Here is a 12,531-nt window from a genome sequence, read left to right as displayed (position 1 = left end):
GCCCTTCGGTTTAGATTGGCTTATTGAAGGCTTTGTGGAAAGCCGTATTGAAAGGACGATGACGGACAGGTCATGGCGGAACAGAAAAACTTTGCATCGGCATTGGGCCATGCTGCCGGCACCGCGGCCCTGCTGGCCGCCGGAGCGCTGGCTGCAGGCGGAGCCCTCATCGGTTACGGCATGTACGAGACCCAGAAGTTCGGGGTCCGCCGCGAGACCTTGAAGGTGCTCCCCCGAGGCTCCGCCGACATCCGCATCCTGCATCTGTCCGACATCCACATGATTCCTGGACAGCACCTGAAGACCCGATGGATCCGGAACCTTGCCAGGCTGAACCCCGATTACATCATCAACACCGGCGACAACCTCAGCCACCTGGACGGCGTGCCCGACCTGCTGCACGCGCTGGAGCCGCTGATGCATGTGCCCGGCGCCTTCGTTCCAGGCTCCAACTGCTATTTCGCTCCCCGGCCGAAGAACCCGCTGCGCTACCTGATCCGGCACACCGGCACCCCGAACCCTTCGGAACGCGACGCGTTGCCCTTCGAGAAGATGCACCGGGCTTTCGGAGCGGCCGGATGGATCAACATGTCCAACCAGGCCTACTCGACCGTGCTGAAGGGCATCCGTCTGGACCTGACCGGCGTGGACGACCCGCACATCGCGCGCGACCATTTCGCCGGCTGGACCCGCGGCTCCTCCACCAGCAACGAGGCGCCGCATGTTCGCATCGCCCTGACCCACGCCCCGTACCAGCGGGTCTTGGACCAGTTCACCGCGGCAAACGCCGACGTCATCTTCGCCGGCCACACCCATGGCGGCCAGGTCTGCATCCCGGGCTATGGGGCTCTGGTGTCCAACTGCGACCTGCCGACCTGGCGCGCCCGCGGCCTGACCTACTGGGAGCACGCAGGCAATAGCGTGCCGTTGAATGTCTCGGCCGGCCTGGGGCATTCCCGCTTCGCCCCGATCCGCATCGCCTGCCCGCCGGAAGCCGTGCTGGTAACGCTGACCGCCCGAGACTGACCTCCTCTAATCCTGATGGCTTCGTGCCTGCCGCATTGTTGCGCGACAGGCGCGAAGCCATTTTTTCGTCCTATGTGAAACATTCACTTCTCAATCCCGTGAATGATTGAATTCTCCCAACTAGTGACTGTAGTCTGTAGCTCTGTCGAAAATCTGGGTGAATGCGGGGAATCGTGGCGCAGGGCAAGAACGGTGGAACCGCCGAGGTCGTTCCGCTGTCAAAAACATTGAAAAGACTCGCACCCTTCGTCAAACCGGTACTGCCCCGGCTCATCGGCGGATTCTTTTGCGCGCTGGGCGCGGGTATCGTGGCGCTGGCCATTCCGCAGGTCCTGGCCAAGCTGGTCAACGACGTCCTCGCGGTCGACGGCGCCTCCGGGCAGGTCTGGTTTGCCGTCGGCATCATCACCCTGCTCGGCTTCGTCGAAGCGCTGCTGATCTTCCTGCGCCGCCAGTTCGTGCTCAACCCCGCCGCAGGCGTTGAAATGAACATGCGTGTGGGCTTCTACCAGCACCTGCAGCGCCTGCCGGTCGCCTTCCACGAACGCTGGGGCTCCGGGCAGCTGCTCTCGCGCAGCATGTCGGACCTGTCGCTGCTGCGCCGCTGGATCGCCTTCGGCGCCATGATGCTGATCGTGGACACCGTCACCGTGATCACCGGCCTGGTGCTGATGTTCACCCACTCCTGGATCCTTGGCCTGCTGTTCCTGCTCGGTTCCATCCCGATCGCCATCAAGGCCTACCGCTTCCGCAACGACTTCCGCGCCGCCAGCAGGCTCAGCCAGGACCAGGCCGGCGACCTGGCCACCGCCGTGGAGGAATCCGTGCACGGCATCCGCGTGATCAAGGCCTTCGGCCGCGGGGGCGACATCTACGAGGGATTCAACGAGCAGGCCAAGTCGCTGCAGGAAACCGAGCTGTCCAAAGCCAGGACGCTGGCCAGCTTCCTGCTCACCGTGGTCGCCATCCCGGAAACCATTCTCGGCATCGGGCTGATCATCGGCATCGCCCAGGTGGCCGGCGGCACGCTGAGCGTGGGCTCGCTGGTCGCCTTCTTTGCCATCGCCGCGGTCATCGCCATTCCGGTGGAAGCCATGGGCATGCTGCTGGGCATGACGCTGAGCACCAAAACGGCCCTGGAACGTCATTTCGAGGTCATGGATTCGGTCAACGACATCACTTCCCCTGAAGCGCCGGTGCGGCCGGCGCAATACTCCGGTGCGGTGCAGCTGGAGCACGTCCGCTTCGCCTACCCAGACGACGCGGGCCGCGCCCGTCCGATTCTGGCGGAGATCAACCTCGAGATCCGCCCCGGGGAAACCATGGCGCTGGTGGGCATCACCGGCTCGGGCAAGTCCACGCTGCTGAACCTTGTCCCCCGGCTGCGCGACGCGACCGCCGGCACGGTGAAAGTGCACGGGGTCGACGTGCGCGACTGGGACCTTGACGAGCTGCGTACCGAGGTCGCGGTGGCCTTCGAGGACACCACGCTGTTCTCCACCACCATCCGGGACAACGTGCTCATGGGCGCGCCCGGCGACCTGACGGCCGAACAGCGCGAAGCGCTGCTGGCCGAAGCCCTGGATGTCGCGCAGGCGCAGTTCGCCTACCAGCTGGCCGACGGGGTGGACACGCTGATCGGCGAGGAGGGCCTGTCCCTTTCCGGCGGGCAGCGCCAGCGCATCGCCCTGGCCCGCGCCATCGCGGCCCGCCCGCGGGTGCTGGTACTCGACGACCCGCTCTCGGCGCTGGATGTACGCACCGAGGAAGCTGTCACCGCACGGCTGCGCAGCGTCCTGTCCGGAACCACCACGCTGGTGGTGGCGCACCGTCCCTCCACCGTGATGCTGGCCGACCGCGTGGCGCTGCTGCGCGACGGGCGCATCGACGCGGTGGGAAGCCACGCGAACCTGCTGAGCACCAACGAACACTACCGCTACGTCATCGCCAGCCTGGACGAGAACGAGCCCGAGATCCGATCGGAGGTCGTCCGATGAGCAGGCCCCTGGGCGTCGCCAACGAAGACACCGTCAAGCTCACCGGCGCCGAGCGCAAGGACGTGCGCCGGCGTTCCTTCCGCCTGCTCGCCACGCTGGCGCTGCCGCAGAAGAAGCTATTCATCCTGACCATCGTGCTGGTGCTGTTCACCAATGCGGCCCGCGTGCTGCTGCCGGTGCTCATCGCGCTGGCCATCGACTGGACGCTGCCGCAGGTGCGCCAGGGCAACTGGGCCTCGCTGGGGGTCACCGGCGGGGCCTATATCCTCTGCGCCATCCTAGCCGGCGTGCTGCTGTCCTGGTACATCAAGTGCGCCGCGAGGATCTCCCAGGCCATGCTGCTGGACCTGCGCCAGAAGGTCTTCCGCCACACCCAGCGCCTGAGCCTGGAATTCCACGAGAGCTACACCTCCGGGCGCATCATCTCCCGCCAGACCTCCGACCTGGAGACCCTGCGCGAGCTGCTGGACCAGGGTGTCTCCGAGCTGGCCTCCTCCTGCGTGTTCATCATCTTCACGCTGATCTCCATCTTCGCGCTGGACTGGCGCTCGGGCGTGGTGGTCTGCATCGCGGCGGTGCCGGTGGCCGTCCTGTTCCACTGGTACCAGAGCCGCTCCGAGGTGCTCTACCGCGAATCCCGCGTGGTCTCCGCCAAGGTGATCTCCACCTTCGTGGAAACCATGACCGGCATCCGCGCGGTCAAGGCCTTCCGCCGCGAACGCGCCAACGACGCGAACTACGCGGATATCGCCGGGGCGTACCGGGACAACAACGTGCGTTCCTTCAACCTCTTCGGCGTGCTGCAGCCGGGGCTGGTGCTGATCGGCAACCTGACGGTTGCCGCGCTGCTTGCCTATGGAGGATTCCGCATCATCGACGGAACCTTGGCCGTGGGCGTCTTGGTCGCGATCCTGTTGGCCGCCAAGCGCGTCTTCCAGCCCATGGACGAGATCGCCATGTTCTACTCCTCGCTGCAGTCCGCCACCGCGGCTCTGGAGAAGGTCTCCGGCCTGCTCGAAGAGGAGCCCACGGTCCGCGAGCCGCGCTCCCCTCGCAGCATCGAACGCGTCCGCGGCGAACTGGTCTTCCGGGACGCGGTGTTCGGCTACGGCGACGGGCCGGTGGTCATGGACCGCTTCGACCTGGCGATCGAAGCCGGGCAGACCGTGGCAGTGGTCGGCCAGACCGGTGCCGGCAAGTCGACGCTGGCCAAGCTGATCGCCCGCTTCTACGACTTACGCTCCGGTAGCCTGGAGCTGGATTCGGTGCCGATCAGCGAGCTGTCCAACGAGGAGCTGCGCCGGCATGTGGTGATGGTGACCCAGGAGGCGTTCTTGTTCTCCGGCACCGTGGCTGAGAACATCGCGCTGGGGCGTCCGGGCGCTTCGCTGGAGGAAATCCACGACGCGGCGCGGGCCGTGGGAGCGCACGAGTTCATCCTGGACCTGCCCGACGGCTACGACACCGACGTGAACAAGCGCGGCGGCCGCGTCTCGGCCGGACAGCGGCAGCTGCTCTCCTTCGCCCGGGCGTTCCTGGCCGACCCGGCGGTGCTGATCCTCGACGAGGCCACCAGCTCGCTGGACATCCCCTCCGAACGCGCGGTGCAGCATGGTCTGCAGACCTTGCTGGGCAACCGCACGGCGCTGATCATCGCCCACCGGCTGTCCACCGTGCAGATCGCCGACCGGGTGCTGGTGGTGCACGACGGAAAGATCGTGGAGGACGGCAGCCCGGAGGAACTGATCACCGCCGAGGGCCGCTTCGCGGCCCTGCACAAGGCCTGGCTGGACTCGCTGGTATAGCAGGACGCAACGACGGCCTGCTGGAATGGGAGAACCCCGCACACCGAAGTGTGCGGGGTTCTCCCGTAAGGCGTCTGGGCAAACTAGGCGGTGAAGGTGCGCCCGGTCAGCCGCTCGTACGCCTCGATGTAGCGCGCGCGGGTCTTCTCGATGATTTCAGCGGGAAGCGCCGGAGGCTGCTGGCCCGAGGTCTTGTCCCAGCCCGAAGCCTGCGAGGTCAGCCAGTCGCGGACGAACTGCTTGTCGAAGCTTGCCTGGGCCTGGCCCGGCGCGTAGGACTGCGCGTCCCAGAAGCGCGAGGAATCCGGGGTCAGCACCTCGTCGCCCAAGGTGATCTGGCCGGTGGCCGGATCCGCGCCGAACTCTACCTTGGTGTCGGCCAGGATGATGCCGCGCTCGCGCGCGATCTTCTCGGCCTGCTCGTAGAGCGCCACGGTCTTCTCGCGCAGCGCCTCGGCCACCTGGGTGCCTACGCGGTCCACGGTCTGCTCGAACGAGATGTTCTCGTCATGCTCACCCACTTCGGCCTTGGCCGAGGGGGTGAACAGCGCCGGCTCAAGGCGCGAGCCATCCACCAGGCCTGCCGGTAGCGGCAGCTCGCAGACGGTCGAGGACACCTTGTACTCGGCCAGGCCGGAACCGGTCAGGTAGCCGCGGGCGATGCACTCGATCGGGTACATCTCCAGCTTCTTGCAGACCATTGCGCGCCCCGCCACCTCGGCCGGGACCTCGGTGGAGATCACGTGGTTGGCGAAGTCGCCCAGCTGCTCGAACCACCACAGGCTCAGCTGCGTGAGCACCTTGCCCTTGTCCGGGATTTCGCTGGTCAGCACGAAATCGTAGGCGCTGATGCGGTCGGAGGCCACCACCAGCACGCGGTCGGTGTCCTGGAAGCTGACGCCCGCCGGAACGTAGAGGTCGCGCACCTTGCCCGAGTAGAAGTGGTCCCAACCCTCAAGGGCGAGCACGTCGGTCTGGAATCCTGCCATGAATCTGTAGTCCTCTACTTGCTTTCGTTTGCCACGACGATCTCGCCGCGTTCTGCCTTCAGTGCGATGTCGCTGCGCGACTGGGCACCGGGCCAGCTGATTTCCGCCACGCCGGCATACGCCGCAGCACGGGCCGCCGACAGGTCTTCGCCCAGGCCGACCACCGCCAGCACACGGCCGCCGGCCACGGTGATGTTGCCCTGCTCGTCGCTGGCGGTGCCTGCGTGCATGACATGCACGTTGTCGATGGCGTTGGCCGCGTCCAGGCCGGCGATTACCGCACCCTTGACCGGGGTGTCCGGGTAGTTCTCCGCGGCGATGACCACGTCCACCGCGGTCTGCTTGGACCACACCAGCTGCTCGGTGTCATCCAGCTTGCCTCGGGCCGCGGCCAGCAGTACGCCGCCCAGCGGGGTCTTCAGGCGGGCCAGCACTGCCTGGGTCTCCGGGTCGCCGAAGCGGGCGTTGAACTCGATGACGCGGATGCCGCGCTTGGTGATGGCCAGGCCGCAGTAGAGCACGCCGGTGAACGGGGTGCCGCGCTTTTCCATCTCGCGCAGGGTCGGGTAGGCCACGCGTTCCATGACCTCGTCCACGAAGCCTTCCGGCAGCCATTCGAGCGGCGAGTACGCGCCCATGCCACCGGTGTTCGGACCTTCGTCATTGTCGAAGATGCGCTTGAAGTCCTGGGCCGGAGACAGCGGCACCGCGTGCAGCCCGTCGCAGATGACGAACAGGGACACTTCCGGGCCGTCCAGGAATTCCTCGATGACCACGGTGCCTCCGGCCGCGAAGCAGGCCTCGGCGTGGGCCAGCGCTTCGGCGCGGTCGGAGGTGACTACCACGCCCTTGCCGGCCGCCAGCCCGTCGTCCTTGACGACGTAGGGCGCGCCGAACTCGTCCAGCGCGCGGGCGGCTTCATCGGTGTTCGTGGCGACGTGCGCCATGGCGGTCGGCACCTGGGCGGCGGCCATGACGTCCTTGGCGAAGGCCTTGGAAGCTTCCAGCTGCGCCGCGGCCTTGGTCGGACCGAAGACCGGGATGCCCGCGGCGATCAGCTCGTCGGCCACACCGGCTGCCAGCGGGGCTTCCGGGCCGACTACCACCAGGTCGCTGGCCAGTTCGCGGGCCAGGGCGAGCACTGCTGCCGGATCCTGGGCGTCGATCGCGTGGGTGGTGACGTCCTGCGCCATGCCGGCGTTGCCGGGCGCGCAATGGACCTCGTTGACGTAGGGGTCTGCACTCAGTGCTCGGACAATTGCATGTTCGCGGCCGCCTGGGCCAATAACCAGTACCTTCACATGCCAAAGTTTACCGGAGATCCCCGCTCCCCCAGGCGTGTGTGACCGCGCGATGCCACACATCCCCAGCGGCGGGTCCGGGGCCTAGACTGGCAGGCATGGAACTTGGCCTTGAGTTGTCCGACTGCGCCGAATTGGTGCGCATCACCCGCAATAAAGTGGTTGAATCCCGCCATCTCGGGGTAGCCGTGGTGCTGGACCCCTCCGGGCAGGTGGCGGCCGTGCTGGGCAAGCCGCAGGCACGGATCTTCCCGCGCTCCGCGCTCAAGCCCTTCCAGGCCATCGGCTCGCTGCGCGCCGGTGCGCAACTCTCATCCCAGGGTACCGCTTTAGCCTGCGCCAGCCACCTGGGCACCTTCCGGCACCAGCGCATCGCCGAGCAGACGCTGGAAGCCGCGGGGCTGGGCACAACCGACCTGCAGTGCCCCAGTTCCTGGCCGGGCGACTCCGCGACCCGGGATGCAATGAATCGCCAAGGCCTGGGGCCTGGCAGGCTGGCATTCAACTGCTCGGGCAAGCATGCTGCCTTCCTGAATGCCGCGGTTCACGCCGGCGAACCAACCGGCTCATATCTCTCCCCCGGCCACCCGGTGCAGCGCGCGGCGCTGGATGCCATGGAGGAATTCTGCGGACCGATCAGCTTCGTCGGGATCGACGGCTGCGGCGCTCCGGCCCCGCAAATGTCGCTGTTGTCCCTGGCCCGGGGATTCGGCCGGCTCGTTTCTTCCACGGACCCCCAGGCCGAGCAGGTGGTGCAGTCAATCCGCGAGAATCCGTGGGCCATCCGCGGCGAAGGGTCGGCCAACACCCTGGTGATCGAGCGCACCGGCATCATCGCCAAGCTCGGCGCCGAGGGCGTGCTGGCCATGGGAACCCCGGGCGGATACAGCGTGGCGCTGAAAATGCTCGACGGTTCCTCGCGCGGCACCGACCTGCTGGCACTGGACCTGCTGGCCTCCGCCGGAGCACTGGGCAAGGAGGAGCACCGGCAGCTTCGCGCAGCGCTGGCGCCGGCCGCCTCGACACCCGGGGCGCGCGCGGCTGGACTAGAGTTGGCGGGTAGGGATTTCTCCGGAAACTGAATCATGACGCCTCACCGTCATCAAGCGAAGGGGCCTGGCACATGGCCATCAAACGGCGCATCAACGACACCGACGGGCGCTCCGCGCTCAGGGAATGGGTTAATTCGTTGCAAGCCGAAGCTTCCTTGCCCCGCCCGGTGCTGGCCACCGCGGTGCGTTTCACCCTAGAGGAGCTCGCCTCGCGGGCCGAGGGCAACTCGGTGGAAGTCAGGGTGCCGCCCTTCGGTGTGACTCAGTGCATACCCGGGCCCCGGCACACCCGCGGGACCCCTCCGAATGTGGTCGAAATGCCAGCCGATCTATGGCTTCGCCTGGCAACAGGGAAGCTCGTCTGGGCGCAGGCCCTGCAAAGTGGGCAATTGCACGCCTCTGGACTTAGGGCAGACTTGTCGGCACATCTTCCCCTGATTGAGTACCCTTAAAGGTATGGAGCAACACCCCGCCACCCCGTCGTCTGCCGATCAGCCCATCGAAGTCCAGGTTCACGCATCACCGAAGTTCTGGCCTTTCGTCTTGACGTTCCTCGTCATAGGCGCGTTGGTTGGACTGATTGTCGGCCTGGTTGGGGAGCCGTCCGAGGAATATTCACGTGCATCGGCCTCCGGGTTCTTTGCCATGTTCTGCGGCGGCTTGGGCGTCGGTATCGGCGCCGTGGTCTACGTGATCGTTGATCGCGTGACCATGCGCAAATCCAGCAATCATCTGGCGGTTCCCCTGGCCGAGGACACCGACTCCAGCGGACCACAAGGCTAGGGCTCCCTTCCCCTTCCCAGGAAGGCAGGCGGCCGCGCACCTGGCCGCCACCCACCACATATTTGGTCGGTGTCGACCTCTGAGAAACATGAGAGAATAATTACATGGCGCGTGGCGATGGATTTCTAAATCACGACCTCCTTCCGGGCGAGAAGGGGCCGCAGGATGAATGCGGCGTCTTCGGCGTCTGGGCTCCGGGTGAAGAAGTCGCGAAGCTGACCTATTACGGTCTTTATGCACTGCAGCACCGAGGCCAGGAATCCGCTGGCATCGCAACCTCTGATGGTGCACGCATCAACGTCTACAAGGACATGGGCCTCGTCTCCCAGGTCTTCGACGAGAACACCCTGAACTCCATGACCGGCCAGCTGGCCATCGGCCACTGCCGCTACTCCACCACCGGCTCCAGCCACTGGGCCAACGCGCAGCCGACCCTGGGCCCGACCACCACTGGCACCGTGGCCCTGGCCCACAACGGCAACCTCACCAACTCGGCAGATCTGGCGGACATGGTCCGCGCCAAGCAGCTCGCCGAAGGCGGCAAGGTCCGCGGCGAGCTCGCCCAGGGCAACACCACCGACACCGCGCTGGTCACCGCGCTGCTGGCCGGTTCCGAAGGCCAGAGCCTGGAAGACACCGCCCTGGAGCTGCTGCCGAAGATCGAAGGCGCCTTCTGCTTCGTCTTCATGGACGAGGACACCCTCTACGCAGCCCGCGACCCGCACGGCATCCGCCCGCTGGTGCTCGGCCGTCTGGACCGCGGCTGGGTTGTCGCCTCCGAGCAGCCCGCCCTGGCCACCGTGGGCGCCTCGTTCATCCGCGAGATCGAGCCGGGCGAAATGATCGCCATCGACGAGAACGGCGTGCGCTCCACCCGCTTCGCAGAAGCCACCCCCAAGGGCTGCGTCTTCGAGTACGTGTACCTGGCCCGCCCGGATGCCACCATCGCCGGCCGTTCGGTCTACGAATCGCGGGTGGAGATGGGCCGCCAGCTGGCCCGCGAGAACTCCGCCGAGGCTGACATCGTGATCCCGGTTCCGGAATCCGGCACCCCGGCGGCCATCGGCTACGCCGAGGAATCCGGCATCCCGTTCACCCACGGCTTCGTGAAGAACGCCTACGTGGGCCGCACCTTCATCCAGCCGTCGCAGACCCTGCGCCAGCTGGGCATCAAGCTCAAGCTCAACGCCCTGGAGACCGTGCTGCGCGGCAAGCGCGTGGTAGTGGTGGACGACTCGATCGTGCGCGGCAACACCCAGCGCGCCGTGGTGCGCATGCTGCGCGAGGCCGGCGCGGCCGAGGTTCATGTGAAGATCTCCTCCCCTCCGGTGAAGTGGCCCTGCTTCTACGGCATCGACTTCGCCACCCGCGCGGAGCTGATCGCCAACGGCGCCGCCGTGGAGGAAATCGGCAAGTCGATTGGCGCGGACTCGCTGGCCTACATCTCCGAGGACGGCATGATCGAGGCCACCCGCCAGCCGCGCGAGCGCCTGTGCACCGCCTGCTTCACCGGCGACTACCCGATCGCCCTGCCGGATGCCACCCGCCGCGGCAAGAACCTGCTGGAAGCCGCCAACCAGGCCGGCTGCGAGCCGGGCCCGGACTCCGAGCTCGAAGTCACCCTCTAGCCCACGCCCACCCACGTAACCCACCTCGTTGCAAGCGCACCTCAGCACAGCTGCGGTGTCCACGACAGATAGGAACCCCCTGCCATGAGCGGCACGCAAGATCAGCCCACGTCCATCACGTACGCCGGCGCAGGTGTAGACGTCGAAGCCGGCGACCGCGCGGTCGAGCTGATGAAGGGCGCGATCAAGGCGACCCACACCTCCGGCGTTGTCGGCGGGGTCGGCGGCTTCGCAGGACTCTTCGACGTCTCCTTCCTGACCGGCTACAAGAAGCCGTACCTGGCCACCTCCACCGACGGCGTGGGCACCAAGGTCGCCATCGCCCAGAAGCTGGACATCCACGACACCATCGGCCAGGACCTGGTCGGCATGGTCGTGGACGACATCGTTGTGGTCGGCGCCAAGCCGCTGTTCATGACCGACTACATCGCCACCGGCAAGGTCGTTCCGGAGCGCATCGCCGACATCGTGCGCGGCATCGCCGAGGGCTGCAAGCTGGCAGGCACCGCGCTGGTCGGCGGCGAAACCGCCGAGCACCCGGGGCTGCTGGCCGAGGACGAGTACGACGTGGCAGGCGCCGCCACCGGCGTCATCGAGGCAGACCAGCTGCTGGGCCCGGAACGCGTGAAGGCCGGCGACGTGGTCATCGGCATGGCCTCCTCCGGCATCCACTCCAACGGCTACTCGCTGGTGCGCCGCGTCATCGCCCACGCCAAGTGGGAGCTCGACCGGGAGGTCGCCGAGTTCGGCCGCACCCTGGGCGAGGAACTGCTGGTTCCGACCCGCATCTACACCAGCGCCTGCCTGGATCTGGTCGGCGCCCTGAACGACGGAGAGAACTTCGGCGTGCACGGCTTCAGCCACGTCACTGGCGGCGGCCTGGCCGCCAACCTGGCCCGCGTGCTCCCGCAGGGCCTGATGGCCCGCGTGGACCGCTCGACCTGGTCGCTGCCTGCGGTCTTCTCCACCATCGCGCAGCTGGGCAACGTGCCGCAGGCCGACCTTGAACGCACCCTGAACCTGGGTGTGGGCATGGTCGCCGTCGTGGATCCTGCCGTGGCCGACCGCGCCGTCGAACTGCTCAACGCCGCGGGCATGGGCGCCTGGGTCATGGGCGAGGTCGAGAACCTGGATCCGTCGGCTTCCGCCGCAGGCCTGGACTTCGTCCAGGGCGCCAAGGGCGTGGACGGCGGCGCAGTGCTGCTGACCGGCAGCTACGCCAAGTAGGGCTAACGCTTCAACCCCCTGCATACCGGCCGGAAGGCCGGCATGCAGGGGGTTTTGCGTTTCCCGACACGCATGATTAACCGGATGGGTTCCGCGTGGCCGGCGTACAGGAATCGATTCAGCGGTAGTCGATGGTCAGCAGCGAGTCCCCCGGCAGCGATCGCAACGACTGCTCCGCAAGCTGCGAGACTTGGATCCCCGAGGCACGGCGCGGAACAATCTCCGCTTCCGCCGGGCTCCAGCAATTGAGGATGGCGATTCGCGACACGTGCTCGGCGATGCTTGGCAGTACGTGCAGCCAGGCGATCAGGGTCTGTGGGTCGAGTCCGTCGCTGGGCTTTTTCCCGGGGCCGAGCCCCACCAGGCTCCCGCAGTTGCACATGTTCGGCACCAGTTCAAAGTGCCTGGAGCTGCTGCGGACGCGTGAAGACTTGATCCGCAGCTCGGTGTCCTGCGGGGCGACGCCCAGCCGCGATGCGGTTTCTGCGACGAATCGCTCAGTAAACGAGTGGGCGTTGATCGCCCAGAGCACGGTTTGGCACATGCATCAATTATGCAGGTGACTGACGTCGGCAGCCGGTGCCCGATGAGCTTCTGCCCGGGCCGGTGCGGCAAGGCTGGCCGCGACGCGAAATGCCCTCGCCTCGGGCCTTGCCAGCGTCTGGGTAAGTTGACCCATGGCCTCCTCCGCATGATGGGTGATCCGCCCAACGCGCGGATCCT

The 12,531-nt window shown here is 66.8% G+C and carries 11 protein-coding genes; 8 read left to right on the top strand and 3 right to left on the bottom strand.

All coding sequences use genetic code 11. The annotated features are described in order from the left end of the window. Positions 1-72: 72 nt before the first annotated feature. The 3 genes from RF641_RS13455 to RF641_RS13445 all read left to right on the top strand — a co-directional run bounded on the left by RF641_RS13455 (position 73) and on the right by RF641_RS13445 (position 4,828). A complete protein-coding gene (locus RF641_RS13455) occupies positions 73-1,026 on the top strand; it encodes a metallophosphoesterase (RefSeq protein ID WP_047119850.1) in 954 nt (317 codons plus the stop codon). 161 nt (positions 1,027-1,187) lie between these two features. After that, the gene (locus RF641_RS13450; protein ID WP_120989088.1) at positions 1,188-3,023 is read left to right on the top strand and encodes an ABC transporter ATP-binding protein; all 1,836 of its coding nucleotides are present in this window, start codon (positions 1,188-1,190) and stop codon (positions 3,021-3,023) included. Further along, the gene (locus RF641_RS13445; protein ID WP_424573389.1) at positions 3,020-4,828 is read left to right on the top strand and encodes an ABC transporter ATP-binding protein; all 1,809 of its coding nucleotides are present in this window, start codon (positions 3,020-3,022) and stop codon (positions 4,826-4,828) included. Before RF641_RS13450 ends, RF641_RS13445 begins: the two co-directional genes overlap by 4 nt. 83 nt (positions 4,829-4,911) lie before the next feature. On the opposite strand, the gene RF641_RS13440 is transcribed toward RF641_RS13445, so the two are convergent. Both RF641_RS13440 and purD read right to left on the bottom strand, forming a co-directional pair. Further along, positions 4,912-5,817, bottom strand: a complete 906-nt coding sequence (locus tag RF641_RS13440) for a phosphoribosylaminoimidazolesuccinocarboxamide synthase (RefSeq protein WP_047119853.1) — start codon at positions 5,815-5,817, stop codon at positions 4,912-4,914. Positions 5,818-5,831: 14 nt separating this feature from the next. Then, the gene (purD, locus tag RF641_RS13435) at positions 5,832-7,118 is read right to left on the bottom strand and encodes a phosphoribosylamine--glycine ligase (RefSeq protein ID WP_424573388.1); all 1,287 of its coding nucleotides are present in this window, start codon (positions 7,116-7,118) and stop codon (positions 5,832-5,834) included. A gap of 98 nt (positions 7,119-7,216) precedes the next feature. Here purD and RF641_RS13430 point away from each other — a divergent pair, with 98 nt between their 5' ends. The 5 genes from RF641_RS13430 to purM all read left to right on the top strand — a co-directional run bounded on the left by RF641_RS13430 (position 7,217) and on the right by purM (position 11,808). Then, positions 7,217-8,200: an asparaginase gene (locus RF641_RS13430; RefSeq protein ID WP_082344814.1), complete on the top strand. Its 984-nt coding sequence runs from the start codon at positions 7,217-7,219 to the stop codon at positions 8,198-8,200. 41 nt (positions 8,201-8,241) lie between these two features. Then, a complete protein-coding gene (locus RF641_RS13425) occupies positions 8,242-8,622 on the top strand; it encodes a sterol carrier family protein (RefSeq protein WP_047119855.1) in 381 nt (126 codons plus the stop codon). 4 nt (positions 8,623-8,626) lie between these two features. Further along, positions 8,627-8,953, top strand: a complete 327-nt coding sequence (locus tag RF641_RS13420) for a hypothetical protein (RefSeq protein WP_047119856.1) — start codon at positions 8,627-8,629, stop codon at positions 8,951-8,953. A 104-nt stretch (positions 8,954-9,057) separates the two neighbouring features. Continuing rightward, entirely contained in the window at positions 9,058-10,581 is a 1,524-nt protein-coding gene (gene purF, locus RF641_RS13415) for an amidophosphoribosyltransferase (protein WP_047119857.1), read from the top strand. An 84-nt stretch (positions 10,582-10,665) separates the two neighbouring features. Further along, positions 10,666-11,808, top strand: coding sequence for a phosphoribosylformylglycinamidine cyclo-ligase (purM, locus tag RF641_RS13410; RefSeq protein ID WP_053798615.1), 1,143 nt, complete (start codon positions 10,666-10,668; stop codon positions 11,806-11,808). Between the two features lie 118 nt (positions 11,809-11,926). Here the strand turns inward: purM and RF641_RS13405 are convergent, their stop codons facing one another. Next, positions 11,927-12,352: a hypothetical protein gene (locus RF641_RS13405; protein ID WP_053798616.1), complete on the bottom strand. Its 426-nt coding sequence runs from the start codon at positions 12,350-12,352 to the stop codon at positions 11,927-11,929. Positions 12,353-12,531 lie beyond the last annotated feature (179 nt).

It is taken from the genome of Arthrobacter sp. 'calajunan' (assembly GCF_046940185.1).
Lineage (GTDB): Bacteria > Actinomycetota > Actinomycetes > Actinomycetales > Micrococcaceae > Glutamicibacter > Glutamicibacter soli.
This window is presented reverse-complemented; position numbering and strand designations above follow the sequence as displayed.